The 16069-nt window shown below is 67.8% G+C and carries 12 protein-coding genes and 1 riboswitch; of the genes, 3 read left to right on the forward strand and 9 right to left on the reverse strand.

The window, feature by feature from the left end:
• Positions 1-540: 540 nt before the first annotated feature.
• Together ACPTTF_RS24290 and ACPTTF_RS24295 are read right to left on the reverse strand one after the other, a co-directional pair.
• Positions 541-2175, reverse strand: a complete 1635-nt coding sequence (locus ACPTTF_RS24290; protein WP_423368541.1) for a methyl-accepting chemotaxis protein — start codon at positions 2173-2175, stop codon at positions 541-543.
• A 452-nt stretch (positions 2176-2627) separates the two neighbouring features.
• Entirely contained in the window at positions 2628-4706 is a 2079-nt protein-coding gene (locus tag ACPTTF_RS24295; RefSeq protein ID WP_423368542.1) for a TonB-dependent receptor, read from the reverse strand.
• A 354-nt stretch (positions 4707-5060) separates the two neighbouring features.
• Positions 5061-5221: riboswitch (FMN riboswitch) on the forward strand.
• A gap of 66 nt (positions 5222-5287) precedes the next feature.
• Between ACPTTF_RS24295 and ACPTTF_RS24300 the strand changes: the two genes are divergently transcribed.
• Entirely contained in the window at positions 5288-5794 is a 507-nt protein-coding gene (locus ACPTTF_RS24300; protein ID WP_166952413.1) for a 6,7-dimethyl-8-ribityllumazine synthase, read from the forward strand.
• Between the two features lie 105 nt (positions 5795-5899).
• Here ACPTTF_RS24300 and ACPTTF_RS24305 read toward each other — a convergent pair whose 3' ends face one another.
• A complete protein-coding gene (locus ACPTTF_RS24305; RefSeq protein ID WP_166952416.1) occupies positions 5900-6331 on the reverse strand; it encodes a MarR family winged helix-turn-helix transcriptional regulator in 432 nt (143 codons plus the stop codon).
• Positions 6328-7245 (reverse strand): serine aminopeptidase domain-containing protein, encoded by a 918-nt coding sequence (locus ACPTTF_RS24310; protein WP_423368543.1) that lies wholly within the window; start codon positions 7243-7245, stop codon positions 6328-6330. The genes ACPTTF_RS24305 and ACPTTF_RS24310 overlap by 4 nt, the downstream gene beginning before the upstream one ends.
• Positions 7246-7600: 355 nt before the next feature.
• Between ACPTTF_RS24310 and ACPTTF_RS24315 the strand changes: the two genes are divergently transcribed.
• Both ACPTTF_RS24315 and ACPTTF_RS24320 read left to right on the forward strand, forming a co-directional pair.
• A complete protein-coding gene (locus ACPTTF_RS24315; protein ID WP_423368544.1) occupies positions 7601-8512 on the forward strand; it encodes an ABC transporter substrate-binding protein in 912 nt (303 codons plus the stop codon).
• Between the two features lie 79 nt (positions 8513-8591).
• A complete protein-coding gene (locus ACPTTF_RS24320) occupies positions 8592-9686 on the forward strand; it encodes an LLM class flavin-dependent oxidoreductase (RefSeq protein ID WP_423368545.1) in 1095 nt (364 codons plus the stop codon).
• A gap of 105 nt (positions 9687-9791) precedes the next feature.
• Here ACPTTF_RS24320 and ACPTTF_RS24325 read toward each other — a convergent pair whose 3' ends face one another.
• The 5 genes from ACPTTF_RS24325 to ACPTTF_RS24345 form a co-directional block, all read right to left on the reverse strand.
• Positions 9792-10724, reverse strand: coding sequence for an ABC transporter substrate-binding protein (locus ACPTTF_RS24325; RefSeq protein ID WP_423368546.1), 933 nt, complete (start codon positions 10722-10724; stop codon positions 9792-9794).
• A 34-nt stretch (positions 10725-10758) separates the two neighbouring features.
• The gene (locus ACPTTF_RS24330; protein ID WP_423368547.1) at positions 10759-12546 is read right to left on the reverse strand and encodes an amino acid ABC transporter permease/ATP-binding protein; all 1788 of its coding nucleotides are present in this window, start codon (positions 12544-12546) and stop codon (positions 10759-10761) included.
• 64 nt (positions 12547-12610) lie between these two features.
• Positions 12611-13963, reverse strand: coding sequence for an LLM class flavin-dependent oxidoreductase (locus ACPTTF_RS24335; RefSeq protein ID WP_423368548.1), 1353 nt, complete (start codon positions 13961-13963; stop codon positions 12611-12613).
• A 7-nt stretch (positions 13964-13970) separates the two neighbouring features.
• Positions 13971-15020, reverse strand: a complete 1050-nt coding sequence (locus ACPTTF_RS24340; protein ID WP_166952437.1) for an LLM class flavin-dependent oxidoreductase — start codon at positions 15018-15020, stop codon at positions 13971-13973.
• A 63-nt stretch (positions 15021-15083) separates the two neighbouring features.
• The gene (locus ACPTTF_RS24345; protein WP_423368549.1) at positions 15084-16031 is read right to left on the reverse strand and encodes an ABC transporter substrate-binding protein; all 948 of its coding nucleotides are present in this window, start codon (positions 16029-16031) and stop codon (positions 15084-15086) included.
• Positions 16032-16069 lie beyond the last annotated feature (38 nt).

Here is a 16069-nt window from a genome sequence, read left to right on the forward strand (position 1 = left end):
GCCGCAATGCGATCGGACGGGAGTCAGGGCACGCGATTCGCCGTCCGAACGGGGAGTGCTTTTTTAAGCATACTCGTCATTCGTTCGTTTTAAAAGTCTGCATCGGTGAGCGATGCGCGTGCGAATGCAGCGTGATCTCCATGTCGTCGGTGTGGCAACGCACGATACATGGCCGGGATCGAAACTTGCGCGATGGTGCAAACGCAGCATGCGCCATGCCATGCGGAGGAGGCGGCATCAAACGCGATCGTCCGTGACGACGCGCATTGCCGGACACGCGCGCGATGCCGTGCCGGTCGGTAGAAACGACCGTCGATGATGCGGCCATGCCGACGTGCGAGCTACATGCACGCGTGCCGCGCACGCGCGACGCGAATCGGAGCGGCGCGACGTCGCGCGTGCGAACCGGCCGCGCCCGACGGCGACGATGCACAGCCGCACCGCGTGCCGCGTGCGGCCGCGCATCGCGCGGTACGCGCAAGCGTGACGCTGGCAGACCGGCGAGACAGCGTGCGCACCGTCGTCTCCTTGCGGTGTCCGTTACGCGGTGGCCGGTTGCCAGTGATGCATGGCGGGCTCTTGCGCGTACGCGCCCGACGACGTCACGTGCGTGCCGGACGGCATCCGGAACGCGGCGACCGTTTCGGACAGCTCGCGGCCTTGTGCCTCGAGCGACTTCGACGCGGCTGCGGCCTGCTCGACGAGCGCCGCGTTCTGCTGGGTCGTCTCGTCCATCTGCGTGATCGTCAGGTTCACCTGGTCGATGCCGCGGCTCTGCTCGGCCGACGCGGCCGCGATCTCGCCCATGATGTCCGTCACGCGCGCGACGGCCTGCGTGACGTCCGACATCGTCTTGCCGGCTTCGCCGGCGAGCGCCGAGCCGTCGCGGATCGTCTGCACCGACGCGGAGATCAGTTCCTTGATCTCCTTCGCCGCTGTAGACGAGCGCTGCGCGAGACTGCGCACCTCGCTCGCCACGACCGCGAAACCGCGCCCCTGTTCGCCCGCCCGCGCCGCTTCGACGGCCGCATTCAGCGCGAGGATGTTGGTCTGGAACGCGATGCCTTCGATGATGCCCGTGATGTCGGCGATCTTCGACGAGCTGTGGCCGATCTCCGTCATCGTGTCGACCACACGGCCGACCACCGAGCTGCCGCGATGCGCGACATCCGACGCGTTCGCGGCGAGCGTGCTCGCCTGTTGCGCGTTCTCGGCATTCAGCCGCACCGTCGACGTGAATTCCTCCATCGTCGCGGCGGTTTCCTGCAGCGACGCGGCCTGTTCCTCGGTGCGCTGGCTCAGGTCGAGGTTGCCCGATGCGATCTCGCCGACCGCATGCGCGATGCTGTTCGACGAATCGCGCACGCGGCCGACGATGCCGATCAACCGCTCGTTCATCGTTCGCAGCGCTTCGAGCAGATCGCGCGTCTCGTCGTTGCCGCTCACGTCGATGCGGCTGCCGAGATCGCCGTTCGCGACCGTACGCGCGACGTCCACGGCCGAGCCGATCGGCACCGTGATCTTGCGCGTCAGCCACAGGCCACCGCAGGCCGCGATCGCGACCGCGATCAGGCAGATGCCGGCCAGCAGGTTGCGCTCCATCGCATAGCGATCCGCGAATTGCTGGGCGATCGCGAGTTCGCGTTCATGCGTATAGGACGCGTACGCGTCGGTCGCGCGCACCAGTTGCGCGAGCAGCGGGCGGCAGTTGTCGTCGATGTCGGCGGTCGCCTCGTCTTTCTTGCCGGCCTGCGCGAGCCCGACGATGCGCAGCGCGACAGGCCCGTAGCTGGCTTCGATGCGCACGATGTCGGCCACCAGTTCGCGCGCGCGATCGGAGGTGTCAGTCGCGTTCGCCATCATGTCCTTGAGCTTCGCAAGATGCTCCTGCACGTCCTTGTGCGCCTGGTTCACCTCGGCCAGTTCGAGCTCGAGGTCGGACGGTTTGGTCACGAGCACGAGGTTGCGCGCGGCGATCGCGCGCCGGTCGACTGCGGTGCGGATCTGCGCGGACAGGGTCGCCCGCGCGCTGATGCCATTCATGTAGCGGGAAAACTCGGCATTCGTATCGGATAGCGCCTTGAGTGCCATGCCCGACACGATCACGACGATCGCGGAGAGCAGGCCGAAGCCGCCAAGGAGTTTTGTTTTGATGCTTATTCTGGCGATTTTCACAGTGTGCCTCTGTGCTTGTGGTTGGCGAATTGAAATTATTGTTGGACCAGATACGGGCTCGTGCCGGCTTTAACGGGTATACCGGATGATTCTTTACCCGTTGAAAACCCTGATATTAGTTTTTTTATCGCTGAAACCTTGTCGGGCGGGCGCTCTTGATTTCAACCGAAAAAACGCCGGAGCGCCCGTGATTAAAAGGTTTATACGTGGAATTTGAAACCGGTTTTATTGGTTGAAACAAAAACAGTCTTTTTGCTAATAATCGTCTGATGAATTTGTTTCGATTTATGGGTGAATAAGGGAATTTCGTTGCGATCTAATTGGGGAGGGAACCGATACGTATCGTCGGTGTGTGCCGCGCGATTGGCGGTAATGGCCGATAAACGGAAATGCGGTGCGGAGTGGAGGCGCCGCAGAGCAGCCCGCGGCGGGCGCCGCGGGCCATGAGAGGGTCAGAACGTGGTGCGCAACCCGGCCATCACGCTGCGGCCGCCTTCCGGCGCGAAGCCGCGCACGACCGAGGTCGAATAGCGGATTTCCTGGTTCGTCAGGTTGTCACCGCGCAGGTATGCGAGCCAGTGCGTCGGACCCATGCGGAACTTGTAGGTCAGCATCACGCCGAGCGACGTGTAGCCGTCCGTCGAAGCGTCGTTGTCGGGCACGCGATGCTGCGACCACGCATGCGTGACCTGTGCGCGCGCGCCGAACGGGCCGTAGCCGTAGTCGGCTGCGAGCGTCGCGCGCAGCGGCGCGATGCGCGGCAGCGGCTGGCCCGTGTCGACGTTGCGCGCATGCGTATAGTCGGCCGTCAGTTCCAGGTCGACGGTATGGCCGCGCCGCGCGAAGGCGCGCCACTTGCCGTCCAGCTCGATGCCGTAGAACTCGGCGCGCACGCCACGGTAGATCGCCTCGTTGAGCGAGCCGTCGGTACCGGGCGCGACCGGTTCGCCGTCGTCGTTCACCACGCGGCCCGTGTTGTACTCGGCCAGGTAGTTCGAGAAGCGGTTGTAGAACACGCCGACGCTGCCGCGATTCGGGCCGCTCGCGTAGCGCAGCGACAGGTCGGTCGACACCGCTTTTTCCTTCGACGCGTTCGGGTTGCCGATCAGGAACTGGCCGGTCGCATCGTGCGGGCCGTTCGAATACAGCTCGTAGAAGGTCGGCGCGCGTTCGGTGTACGCGACGTTGGCCGCCACCGACCACACGGGCGTCAGCGAGAACAGTGCGCCGGCCGACAGGCTGCCCGCGTTGAATTCGCGCGGCTGCGCACTCGCGAATTTCTCGACGCCGGCCGGATCGGGATCGACCTTCACGTGCTCGAAACGGCCGCCGAGGCTCAGCTTGAGCGCCGGGACGACCTGCCATTCCTCGAGGCCGAACAGCGCGACGCTGTTCGTGCGCGTGGACGGCACGAGCATCTCGTCGCCCAGCGCGGAGAACGTGTTCTGGCCGAACTGCACGCCGATCGCGCCTTCGAACGGGCCGATCTTGCGATGGGTTGCCTCGATGCGCGCCTCGTAGCCGCGATTGCGGAAGGTGGTGGCGGTTTCGCCGTTGTCGACTTCCTTGTGGCGATAGTCGGTGTACGCGAAGTCGAATTTCAGCTTCGTGAACGGCCCGCTCAGGTTACGTACCTCGGACGCGAGCGCGAGGCGTTCCTGGCGCATCCGCAGCCGCACGTCGCTCTCCGCGACGGAGCCGTAGTTCGATTCGTAGCCGCTGTAGGACAGGCCCGCGAAGCCGTCCGCCCACGTGTACGACGCGCCGAGCGCGCCGCCGTGCACGCGGCCGTCGCTGTTCGGCACGTTGCCGTACGGCTGCGGCGTGTCGGGGCCGTCGATCGCGCGTTGCGCGCCGCTGCGTGCGTAGCCGGGAATCCGCAGCTTGCTCGTTTCGCGGTCGAACGCGTCGACGTGGAACGCGAAGCGGCCGTTGCCGCCTTCGACTTGCGCGGCGCCCGCGCGCACGGAATTCGCGCCGCCGTAGCGCGCGTCGAGCGCACCCGTCACGCCTTCGATCGCTTCGCGCGGAATCCGGTTGTCGATCGTGTTGACGACGCCGCCCACCGCGTTGCCGCCATACAGCAGCGCGGCCGGCCCGCGCACGATCTCGACGCGTTCGATCGACAGCGGATCCTGCGGCACCGCATGGTCGTACGACAGCGACGACGCGTCGTAGGCCGCGACGCCGTTCTGCAGCAGCCGGATCCGGTCGCCGTCCATCCCGCGGATGATCGGGCGGCCGACCATCGGCCCGTAGGTAGTGGTCGACACGCCGGGCAGCCCGTTCAGCGTTTCGCCGAGCGAATCGGCCTGGCGGCGCGTCAGCGCATCGCCGGAAAGCTGGACGGTCGGCGCGATCAGGTCGCTGTCGCCGAGCGGGTTCGCGGTCACGAAGATCGGTGCGAGCGGCGTGGCCGGCGGCGTGCCGGATACGGCAGGCGTATCCGCCTGTGCGTGTGCGACGGCGGCGAACAGCATCAGCGAAAGGGACGAGAGCGGGCGAAGCGGTAGACGAGGGAGGTCGCGCATGGTCGGTGAATCGGTTGGAATCGGATCGGATAACGAGCGATGCGGGTCACGGCTGGATACGATATATTGTTGCGTCTGCGACGCGTAGTGACCCGTTGGAACATGGCTCGGCGAGGCTCGCCCGCCCGGAGTGGAACGGCGTCAGGCGGACGAGCACGTGAAATGATATGTTATATCATTTCAAATTCCAAGCCGGATGGCAGGAAGTCGTAGGTTTTCCGTCGGATGGGTGAAAAGGCTGCTGGACAGGAGGCCGGACACCCGGGGGCACGTTGAGTGCATGAAGTGGGCGGGTGACATCGAAGACCTGCACGACGCGAGTGTGATAGATTTCCGGCGCGGCCAATGTGCCGCGAACGTTCTCAGGGCGGGGTGAAATTCCCCACCGGCGGTAATCGCGCGATTGATTGCGTGTAGCCCGCGAGCGCTTGCCGACACGCATGTGCACGGCAAGGTCAGCAGACCCGGTTTGATTCCGGGGCCGACGGTCAAAGTCCGGATGAGAGAGAGCGGGGTTCGTTGCGTACGCAAGGTACGCGGCTTCTCCCTGTGCGCCCATTCAACTCACACAGGACCCATCGATGACCCAACTTGCTTCCCCCTCCCAAACTGCCGCGCCGCGTATCGCTTTTGTCCAGTCATGCTGGCACAAGGAGATCGTCGACCAGTGCCGAAACGCGTTTGTCGGCGGACTCGTCAACGCGAACCTGAGCCAGGCGGATTGCGATTTCTTCGAAGTGGCAGGCGCTTTCGAAATTCCGCTGCATGCCAAACTGCTCGCGAAAACCGGCAAATACGCGGCCATCGCGTGCGCCGGCCTGGTCGTCGACGGCGGTATCTATCGCCATGACTTCGTCGCGCAAGCGGTGATTTCCGGTCTCATGCAGGTGCAGCTCGAAACCGGCGTGGTGGTGCTATCGGCGGTTCTGACGCCGCATCATTTCCACGGGGCCGAGCATGTCGCGTTCTTCCACGACCACTTCCTCGTGAAAGGCGCGGAACTCGCGCATGCATGCGTCGATACGATCGGCAAGGTCGCCGCGCTGAAAGCCGAACCCGTAGTCGCCGCGATACCGCAGGCTGCCTGACGCATCAGTGTGTGCGTGCCGCCGCGTCGATTGCGCGGCGGCACGTACGCCAGTTTGTGCGGGGAACTCGCGAAGGCGGCAGCGACACGGCATTTCCGCCCTTGCTCAGCGCTCCGCAGGAAACCGCTCCTGCAGCGCGTGCAGCCAGCGCGCGACGGTATCGAGTTCATCGTCGGAAAACCCGTCGCACAGCTTGCCGTTCAGCTCGCGCAGCAGCACGCGCGCCCGCTTGAGCGCCGCGTGACCGTCGTCGGTCAGGTACAACCGCGTCGCGCGGCCGTCGTCCGAATCGGCGTGACGCGTAATGAGGCCGGCTTTCTCCATCCGGTCGGCGAGCCCCGTCATCGCGGACGGCGCAAGCTGCAGCGCGGCGCCGACTTCGCCGATCAGCGCACCGTCCTGTTTCGCGAGACAGAACAGCACGCCGGCCTGCGCTGCGCTCGCGCGGGTCTCGGTCTCCGCCTTGCGGTCGATCCAGCGCTGCACGCGCCGCTGGCCGATGTTCAACATGAAAAACAGTCGTCGGTCTTCGCTCAAGCTGGGTTCCCGGCTGCAATGGAAAGGGAGGGACGTCCCGCGGTTCGCGGCGTGTCGAGTGCCTGCGCGAGCCAGTCGGCCACGTCGGGCCACAGCACGGTACCGGGGCGGCTGCGGAAGAAGCCCATGTGCCCGACCGGGCCGCTGCCCGCCGCATGCGGATCGATCTGACGGCGTTCGACCGCCGCGCGGGTCAGATAGCTTACCAGCAGCCCGATGGCAGCCGGGTTCGCCCACGGGTCGTCGTCGAAGCCGAGCACAAGGATCGGCAACTGCTGTTTCGCGTAACGCTCGGCCGCGCCGAGTGTCGGATCATCGAAAAAATAGTGCGGCAGCGTCGTCCAGCGGCCCCATTCGCGGAACACGCCGGCCGGCATGTCTTCGCCGAGTCCGAGGCGCTTGCCGGGCACGTAGCCGAGCAGCGCCGACATCAGCGGGCCGAACACACGCAGGATCAGCCGCACCTTCAGGCGTTCGGCCGCCTGCGTGATCAGTCGCGTGCTGGCCGCATGCGTGGCGACGAGCACGGCCGCGCGCAGGTGCGGCGTAGCGGCCGACAACCCGATCGCATGCCCGCCGACGCTATGCCCGACCGCCAGCAGCGGCAACCCTTCATAGGCCTGCCGTGCCCACGCGGTCGCGGCGCCCACGTCGAGTTCCATCCAGTCGCGCATGCGGGCCTGCAGCGCGCCCAGGCGCGCGGGCCGCGACGTGCCGATGCCGCGATAGTTGTAGGTGAGCGCCGCGAAGCCGCGTTCGGTCAGGAACCGCGCGAAGCCCGCATACAGCCGCTCCGGCACGGCCGTCGCAGGATGGATCAGCACCAGCGCGCGCGGCGCTGCGTCCGGCGTCCACAGCGTGCCGTGCAGTGCGTAGCCGTCGGCGGCGGAAAACTCGATGGGTTGGGAGGTCATGGCCGTCCTCGTTCCGGGTCGTTATTTCGTATGCGAAATATAGTGCGTAATTTATTTCGCGCACGAAATATCTGTCGAGGATTCATTCGAACCGGGTTGGCGGGAGGGCAGCAGGCGACATCCGGCGACATCGACCCGGTCATAAAATATTTGCATCTTTACATAGAAGAATATTGCGTTTGTTTCATAGATCGGATCGACGTATCTTCACCGGTTCCATCCGTTCCGCCGGCCGCCGTGCAGGGCGGACCACGAGGCGCCGCCATCGCGCGGCCGCCCGCCAACCTTCCGGGAGATCACGTTGCTGAGCCGAATCGTCACGGCACTCTTGCTGGCGCTTGCCGCGCAGCCAGGCATGGCCAAAGACACCGTCACGCTGCGCGTCGGTGAACAGAACTACTTCAACATCCAGGCGTCGATGGAGGCGTCCGGCGTGCTGAAGGACCTGCCTTACACGATCGAATGGAAGCATTTCCAGGCCGCCGCGCCCGTTGCCGAGAGCCTGAACGGCAACGCGATCGATGTCGGCTTCCTCGGCGATTCCGCGTTGCTCACGCTGGCCGCGCGCGGTGCGCCGGTGAAGGTGGTCGCGGTGTCGCGCCAGAGCCTCGACGGCGTCGCGATTCTCGTCCCCAAGAATTCGCCGGTGCGCACCCTGGCCGACCTGCAGGGCAAGACCATCGCCGTATGGCGCGGCGCGTGGAGCCAGCAGCTCGTGCTGCGCGCGCTCGAACACGCCGGCCTGCGCGCGGATTCAGTCAAGTACGCGTACCTGATGCCGATCGATGCGACCAACGCGCTCGCGAACGGCTCGGTCGATGCCGTGTCGCTGTGGGAGCCGTTCGTCAGCACGCTGGCGTTGCGGCAGGGCGCACGGCCCGTGACGACCGCGCAGGGGCTGATGCCGGCGCTGAGCTTCGTCGCCGCGAACGAGCAGGCTGCAGCGGGCAAGCGCGCCGAGATCACCGATTTCCTGCGGCGCGTGGTTGCCGCGCGCCAGTGGGTCGACAGCCATCCGCGCGAGTACGCGGACCTGTGGGCGAAGCGCGCGAAGCTCGAACCGGATGTCGCGTACCGCTGGCTCAACAACGCGAAGCAGCGCGTGGGCCCGGTCGACGAGACGGCAGCGAAGGACGCGCAGAACACGGCCGATTTCCTGCACAAGGCCGGCGTGATTCCGGCTGCGTACGACACGTCGAAGCTGCTCGACCGCTCGTATGCGGGCGCGTTCGCGGCGCCTGCGCAGAAGACGGCCGCCGCGCAGTAAGCGTGCGGTCATTGCCACGATTCCCGGGATGCCCGCGATTCCCGCGGTTCCCGATCAAGCACCCCAAGGACATCCCGACATGCCAGTCGACATCATCGGCATGATCACCGCGACGCCCGGCGCGGAGGTCGACGTACCGGGCGGCGTGGCCGTCCAGCCCGACTACGTGCGCCGCTTCGCGCAGGCGCACGAGGCCGCCGGCTTCGACCAGATCCTGGTCGGCCATTTCAGCAACGCGGCGGACGGTTTCATCGTCGCGTCGTTCGCGGCCGCCGCGACCGAACGCATCCGCATCCTGCTCGCGCACCGGCCGGGCGTGATCGTGCCGTCGGCCGCCGCGCGGCAGATATCGACGCTCGACGTGTTCAGCGGCGGGCGTCTCGCGCTGAACGTCGTGTCCGGCGGCGACGATACCGACCTGCGGCGCGACGGCGATTTCGTCGCGCACGATGTGCGCTACCGCCGCACCGGCGAATATCTCGACGTGCTGAAGCGGATCTGGCTCGCCGACGCGCCAGTCGATCACGATGGCGAGTTCTACCGGCTGCGCGGCGCGTCGCCGCTCGTGAAGGGTGCGCAGCGGCCGCATGTGCCGATCTATTTCGGCGGCTCGTCGCCGGCTGCGCTGGCGGTTGCGGGCGAGCATGCCGATGTCTACATGACGTGGGGCGAGCCGCTCGATTCGGTGCGCGAGCAGATCGCGCGCGTGCGTGCGGCCGCCGCGCCGTTCGGGCGCACGCCGCGCATCAGCGTGTCGTTCCGGCCGATCGTCGCCGACACCGAGGCGGCCGCATGGGAGAAGGCCGAGGCGATCCGCGAGCGCGTGCGCGCGGCGCGGCTCGCGAACGGCCAGCCGATCGCCGGCCACGCGCCGCAGAACGCGGGCTCGCAACGGCTGATGGCGGCGGCCGCGCAGGGCGACGTGCTCGACGAGCGGCTGTGGATGGGCGTCGCGAACCTGACCGGCGCGCGCTGGAATTCGACCGCGCTGGTCGGCACGCCCGAACAGGTCGCGCGCGCGCTTGGTGCGTATTACCGGCTCGGCGTGTCGACGTTCCTGATTCGCGGGTTCGATCCGCTCGACGATGCGCTCGATTACGGGCGCGACCTGATTCCGGCGATTCATGCGCAGGTCGCGGAACTCGACCGGTATCACGCGGCGGCGTCGGCGTAAACGCATCGCGGCGCAACGACGTACGGGACGGCTTCGATTCGCCCCGGTATTTCCGTTGCGGGATGCCGGGGCGATGTCACGTTGGTCGTCGACGTATCGACGCCTTCAGAACGACGGCAACCCCGGCGGATTGGTTTCGGCGCGCGCGATCGCCTCGCTCTGCAAGCCCCAGCGCGCGAGCGCCTGCCCGTAGCGACCGCTGCCGATCAGCGCGTTCGTCGCCAGCGTCAGCGCGGGTGCGAGGCCGCTGCCGCGGCGCGTCGCGATCGCGACATCGGCATTGTTGGGCCAACCCGCATTGACGACGCCGACACGGCGGATCTTGCCGGTGCGCGCGGCCTCGTACGCGAGCGATGCGTTCGGGTTCAGCTCCGCATCGGCACGGCCCGACAGCAGAGCGATGCGCGATGCCGCATCGTCGTCGAAATATTGCAGCTCGGCCGGCTTCAGCCCCTGCGCCACGTTGCGCTTGTTCCACTCGAGCAGGATGCGCTCCTGGCTCGTCCCCGCGCCCGTGATGATGCGCAGGCCGGCGATGTCCTTCGGCTCGGCGATCGTCGCGATCGGGCTGCCGGTGCGCACGTAGAAGCCGTGCAGCCCGAGCCGGTAGGTCGTGAAATCGTATTTCTCCTTGCGCTTCTCGGTCACGCCGACGTTGGAGATCACCGCATCGTACTTGCCGGACGTCAGCCCGAGCGGCCAGTCGGCCCACGCGATCGGCACCAGCGCGAGTGTGCGGCCGAGCGCGTCGGCGACGAGCTGCGCATAGTCGGGATCGGCGCCGACCACGGTGCGCGCGTCGGTCGCGTAGGTCGACACGGGCGGCGCGTGCGGCGAAATCGCGACCGTGAACGCACCGTCGCGTACCCAACGGTAGCCGGCTGCCGCGCGGATCGCCGCGTCGTCGCGTTGCGCGCGTACGCGGCCGGCCTGGCGCGGGTCGAGGTCCGCCGTCGCGGCGGCCGCGTGCGCCACATGCCACGGCAGGCCCGTTGCCGCGACCAGCGCGGCGGTCATGAACTGGCGTCGGTCGGTCATCGTGCGGCACCTCGCAAGCCGGCAGCGGCGCGCATCACAGCACCCGCGACAGGAACGCGCGGGTGCGCGGATGGGTCGGCGCGTCGAGCACGACGGCCGGCGGCCCGGACTCGACGATGCGCCCGCGCTCCATGAACAGCACGTTGTCCGCGACTTCGCGCGCGAAGCCGATCTCGTGCGTGACGATCACGAGCGTCGTGCCCGAGCGTGCGAGTTCCTTGATCACGTCGAGCACTTCGTTCACGAGTTCCGGGTCGAGCGCCGACGTCGGTTCGTCGAACAGCAGCACCTTCGGGCGCAACGCGAGCGCCCGCGCGATCGCGACGCGCTGCTGCTGGCCGCCGGAGAGCTGGCGTGGATACGCATCGGCCTTATCCGCGAGACCGACGCGGGCGAGCAGCGTGCGGGCGATGCGCTCGGCGGCGTCGCGCGTGATGCCGCCGACGACGACCGGTGCCTCGACCAGGTTCTCGAGCACCGTCAGGTGCGGGAACAGGTTGAAGTTCTGGAACACCATCCCGACGGCCGTGCGCCGCGTCAGCACGTCGTGTTCCTTCAGCTCGTAGAGCACGTCGCCGTCGCGGCGATAGCCGATCAGTTCGCCGTCGATGTCGATGAAGCCGTCGTCGACGCGCTCGAGATGGTTGATCGTGCGCAGCAGCGTCGACTTGCCCGAGCCCGACGGCCCGACGATCACGGTCACGCTGCCGCGCGGCGCGACGAACGAGACGTTGTCGAGCACGCGCTGCATGCCGAACTGTTTCGATACGCCATGCACGGCCACTTCGCCGCCGGCGCGCGGCGCGACGGCAACCGTACCGGCATCGCCTTCGGCGCGCACGATCGACGTGTCGCGGCGGGACCTGACACGCCGCCACAGCACGCCGAGGCGCGCGAGCGCGAACGTGACGACGGACGGCGGCGGGTTGCGCAGCGCACCGCGCGCATAGTGCCGCTCGACCTGCACCTGGATGGCCGACAGCACGGTCAGGATGATCAGGTACCAGACGGTGGCGACCATCAGCAGCGGGATCACTTCGAGATTGCGGCGATAGATCACCTGCACCGTATAGAACAGCTCCGGCATCGCAAGCACGTAGACCATCGACGTGCCTTTCGCGAGCATGATCAGGTCGTTGAACGCGGTCGGCAGGATCGCGCGCATCGCCTGCGGCAGCACGATCCGCGTGGTCTGGCGGCCGCGCGGCAGCCCGAGCGCGGCGGCCGCTTCGAGCTGGCCCTGGTCGACCGCGAGAATGCCGCCGCGGATCACCTCGGCGGAAAACGCCGCGTGGTGCAGCGTGAGGCCGAGCACGGCCGCGAGGAACGGGCTGATCAGGTCGGTCGTCGGCGTGTCGAACCACACGATGTCGGTGAACGGCACGCCGAGCCGCACATGCTCGTACAGGTAGCCGAGGTTGTTCAGGATCAGCAGCAGCACGATCAGCGGAATCGACCGGAACAGCCACACGAAGGCCCACGCGCTTGCCGACAGCAGCCGCGAACGCGACAGCCGGGCCAGCGCGACGAACGCGCCGAGCACGAGGCCGAACACCGCGCCGAGCGCGGTCAGCACCAGCGTGCGCACGAGCCCCGACAGCACCGGCGGCGACAGGAACCATTCGGCGAACACCGGCCAGCCCCATTGCGGGTTGCCGAGTATCGAATGCAGGACGATCGCGATCAGCGCGACGGCGAGCACGGTGCCGGCCGTGCGCGACCGGTGGCGCGCGGGCACGATCCGGAAACGCGTGCCGGGCTCGCGCGCGCCGGGGGAAGAGAGCGGCGGCAGCGCGCCGCCGAGGTGGGTCGTGTCGCTCATGTCGGTGGAAATCCTCGAATCGGTCGGGCGGGCGCGCCGCGCACGGGCGGCGCGGCGGCGGGTGTCAGGCGTGCGCTTCGGCGGCCGGTTCGTGCGACGCGTCAGGCGCCGCGTGGCGGCTTGCCTTGCGCGGCAGGCCGAGGTGGTCGCGCAGCGTCGCGCCGGGCAGGTCGCGGCTGTAGCGCCCGCGTGCCTCGAGCGCCGGGATCACGAGTTCGACGAAATCTTCCACACCTTGCGCCTGCACGGCAAAGCCGAGGATGAAGCCGTCGCCGGCGCCTGCGTCGTGCCAGCGGATCAGCTCGTCGGCGACATGCTCGGCCGTGCCGATGAAGTTCGGGCGCGGCGTGGCGACCGCGAGCGCCGTCTCGCGCAGCGACAGCCCTTTCTGTTTCGCGTCGGCCTTGATCCGGTCGGTGGTCGAGCGGAAGCTGTTGCGGCCGAGCTCGCCGAGTTCCGGGAACGGCGCGTCGAGCGCGTACTGCGTGAAATCGTGGTGATCGAAATAGCGGCCCAGATAGGCGAGCGCCTCGTCGATCGTCAGCAGGTCGCGGATCGCCTGGTATTTGTCCTCGGCCTCGGCGGCCGTGCGGCCCACGATCGGCCCGATGCCGGGGAAGATCTTCACGTCGCTGCCTTGGCGGCCGTGCTCGATCGCGCTCTGCTTCACGCGCCGCGTGAACGCGGCCGTTTCGTCGAGCGACGGCGAATGCGTGAACACGGCATCCGCATACTTGCCCGCGAGCCCGATGCCGGTGTCGGATGAACCGGCCTGGAAGATCACCGGCTGCCCCTGCGGGGAGCGCTGGATGTTGAGCGGGCCCGCGACCTGGAAGAAGCGGCCGTGGTGATCGAGCGTGTGGAGCTTGTCGCGATCGAAGAAGCGGCCGGTCGCGCGGTCGCGCACGAAGGCGTCGTCGTCCCAGCTGTCCCACAGGCCCTGCACGACGTCGAGGTATTCGTCGGCGATCTCGTAGCGCAATGCGTGATCGGGATGCGCCTTGCCGAAATTCTTCGCGGTGCCTTCGAGCGGCGTCGTCACGACGTTCCAGCCCGCGCGCCCGCCGCTGATCGCATCGAGCGACGCGAGCTGGCGGGCGACCGTGAACGGCTCGCTGTACGACGTCGAGATCGTGCCCGCGAGCCCGATCTTCTTCGTCGCGACCGCGAGCGCCGACAGCACGGTCAGCGGCTCGAAGCGGTTCAGGAAGTGCGGGATCGACTTCTCGTTGATGTAGAGGCCGTCCGCGACGAACGCGAATGCGATGCCGGCGGCTTCCGCCTTGCGCGCGATGCCGATCGCGAAATCGAGATTGATGCTCGCGTCCGGCGGGTTGCTCGGGTGCCGCCATGCGTTCATGTGGCTGCCTGCGCCTTGCAGCATCAGGCCGAATGGGATCGATCGTCGGGTCGTCATGGGAGCGTCACGCGTTCTGGTCAGGGGAAAGGAAACGGTCGGCCGCGAGGGCCGCCTGCAACGGCGTGGCCGACAGTGCGCCGCCGAGCCATTCGGCCGAGGCGAGCCGTGCCGCATAGTCGGTCACCGGCGAATCGATCACGAATGCATCGACGTCGAGCCGCCGGCTCAGCGCATCGAGCGCGCGGTGCACGCGCTCGGGGGTATCGGCCAGCACCGTCGGGCGCAGCTCGTCGATCCGGTAGTCGGACGCGCCGCTCTGCCGCGCGAATTCGGCGGCCGCCTGTGCGCTGGCGAGGTTGAAGCTCTGGCCGCCCGCGAACTGCAGCTTGAAGATCTTCAGCGGCCCGATCAGTTGCTCGGCCTCGTCGCGCGTCGGCGCGGCCACCGCGTACAGCGCGACCAGCGGCCGGGTGCCGCCCGCGCTGCGATACGCGTCCAGCGAGCGTTCGATGTTCGCGTCGTCGCCGTTGAAATGCCCCGCGTAGCAGAAGCGCCAGCCGTTGCGCGCGGCGAGCGCGCCGCTTTCCGGTGAGCCGCCGAGCAGGATGCGTTCGGGCGCCTGCGGCGGCACGGGCAGCGCGACCGCGCCGGCGAGCGGGTGATCCTCGGCCACACCCCAGCCGAGAAACGCGTCGAGTTCCGCGAGCTGGCCCGCGAAGTCCGGCTTGCGCGCCTTGTCGTGGAACCACTGCAGCGCGCGCGTGGTCAGCGGCAACCCGCCGGGTGCCTTGCCGACGCCGAGATCGACGCGGCCCGGCGCGAGCGCAGCCAGTACCTTGAAGGTTTCGGCGACCTTGAACGGGCTGTAGTGCTGCAGCATCACGCCGCCCGAGCCGACGCGGATGCGCGACGTATGCGCGAGCAGGTGTGTGACGACAATCTCCGGCGCCGAGCTGGCGAAGCCTGGCGTGCCGTGATGCTCGGCGACCCAGAAGCGCTCGTAGCCGAGCTGTTCGGCGCGCTGCGCGAGCGTCGTGGTGAAGCGCAGCGCGTCGGCGGCGTTCGCGCCGTCGGCGATCGGACTCTTGTCCAGCAACGAAAGCGAGTAAGACATGGTGAGCGGCGTTCCTGCCTGAGAGTGAAATGAGCGTGACGGGACGGTGGGCGGGTGCGCCGCTCAGCTCTTCGGCAGCCCCGGCGGATTCGTGCGCGACTGGTCGATCGCTTCGGAGGCGAGGTTCCAGCGGTCGAGCACCTGCTGGTAGCGGCCGTTCCTGATCAACCCGTTCAACGCGACGGTCAGCGGATCGGCGAGCCCGCTGCCGCGGCGCGTCGCGATCGCGATGTCGGCCGTGCGCGGCCAGCCGCCGCTGATTGCGCCGACGAGCCGCGTCTTGCCTTGCTGCGCGCTCTGGTACGCGAGCACCGAGTTCACGCTGAACACGACATCGGCGCGGCCCGACTGCACGGCGACGATGCGCATCGCCTGGTCGTCGTAGTACTGGATTTGCACGGGTTTCAGCCCGTGCGCGACGTTCTCGCGATCCCACGCGAGCAGGATCTTTTCCTGGTTGGTGCCGGCGTCGGTCACGACGCGCAGCCCCGCGACGTCCTTGGGCTCGCGGATCGTCTGGATCTTGCTGTCGTTGCGCACGTAGAAGCCGACCTGGTCCTTGCGGTAGGTCGAGAAATCGAACTTCTGCTTGCGCTCCTCGGTGACGGTGACGTTCGAGACCACCGCGTCGACTTTCCCGGATTCGAGCGCGAGCGGCCAGTCGGCCCATGAGAGCGCGACGATCTTCAGCTTGCGGCCGAGACTGTCGGACACGAGCTGGCCGACGTCGGCGTCGAATCCGATCACCGTGCGCGCATCGGTCGCATACGAGCTGATCGGCGGCAGGCTCGGCGCGATGCCGATCGTCAGCGTGCCCGGTTCGGCGAACTTGAACGACGCCGGCACCGCGCGCTCGACTGCCGCATCGGCCACGCCGCGCGGGCGGCTGCGCTGTTCCGGGCTCAAGTCGAACGTTGCGGCGGCCGCGGCTGCGGCGAACGCGGTCAGGCCGATCAACGCGGTGGCCAGCGTGCGCGCGGCACGGGAAGAAAGCGGTACGGCTCGTTGCATGAAAGCGTCCTGTGGTGGCAAGCGGTAATCGGAGGGAG

The organism is Burkholderia crassaminum (assembly GCF_964265005.1).
GTDB lineage: Bacteria > Pseudomonadota > Gammaproteobacteria > Burkholderiales > Burkholderiaceae > Burkholderia.

Bases quoted from the DNA above. Each gene is read 5' to 3' on its own strand.
- ACPTTF_RS24310 (WP_423368543.1), bottom strand. From the start codon at position 7,245: ATGACCTCCCAACCCATCGAGTTTTCCGCCGCCGACGGCTACGCACTG.
- ACPTTF_RS24345 (WP_423368549.1), bottom strand. From the start codon at position 16,031: ATGCAACGAGCCGTACCGCTTTCTTCCCGTGCCGCGCGCACGCTGGCC.
- ACPTTF_RS24325 (WP_423368546.1), bottom strand. From the start codon at position 10,724: ATGACCGACCGACGCCAGTTCATGACCGCCGCGCTGGTCGCGGCAACG.
- ACPTTF_RS24330 (WP_423368547.1), bottom strand. From the start codon at position 12,546: ATGAGCGACACGACCCACCTCGGCGGCGCGCTGCCGCCGCTCTCTTCC.
- ACPTTF_RS24295 (WP_423368542.1), bottom strand. From the start codon at position 4,706: ATGCGCGACCTCCCTCGTCTACCGCTTCGCCCGCTCTCGTCCCTTTCG.
- ACPTTF_RS24340 (WP_166952437.1), bottom strand. From the start codon at position 15,020: ATGTCTTACTCGCTTTCGTTGCTGGACAAGAGTCCGATCGCCGACGGC.
- ACPTTF_RS24300 (WP_166952413.1), top strand. From the start codon at position 5,288: ATGACCCAACTTGCTTCCCCCTCCCAAACTGCCGCGCCGCGTATCGCT.
- ACPTTF_RS24320 (WP_423368545.1), top strand. From the start codon at position 8,592: ATGCCAGTCGACATCATCGGCATGATCACCGCGACGCCCGGCGCGGAG.
- ACPTTF_RS24315 (WP_423368544.1), top strand. From the start codon at position 7,601: ATGGCCAAAGACACCGTCACGCTGCGCGTCGGTGAACAGAACTACTTC.
- ACPTTF_RS24335 (WP_423368548.1), bottom strand. From the start codon at position 13,963: ATGACGACCCGACGATCGATCCCATTCGGCCTGATGCTGCAAGGCGCA.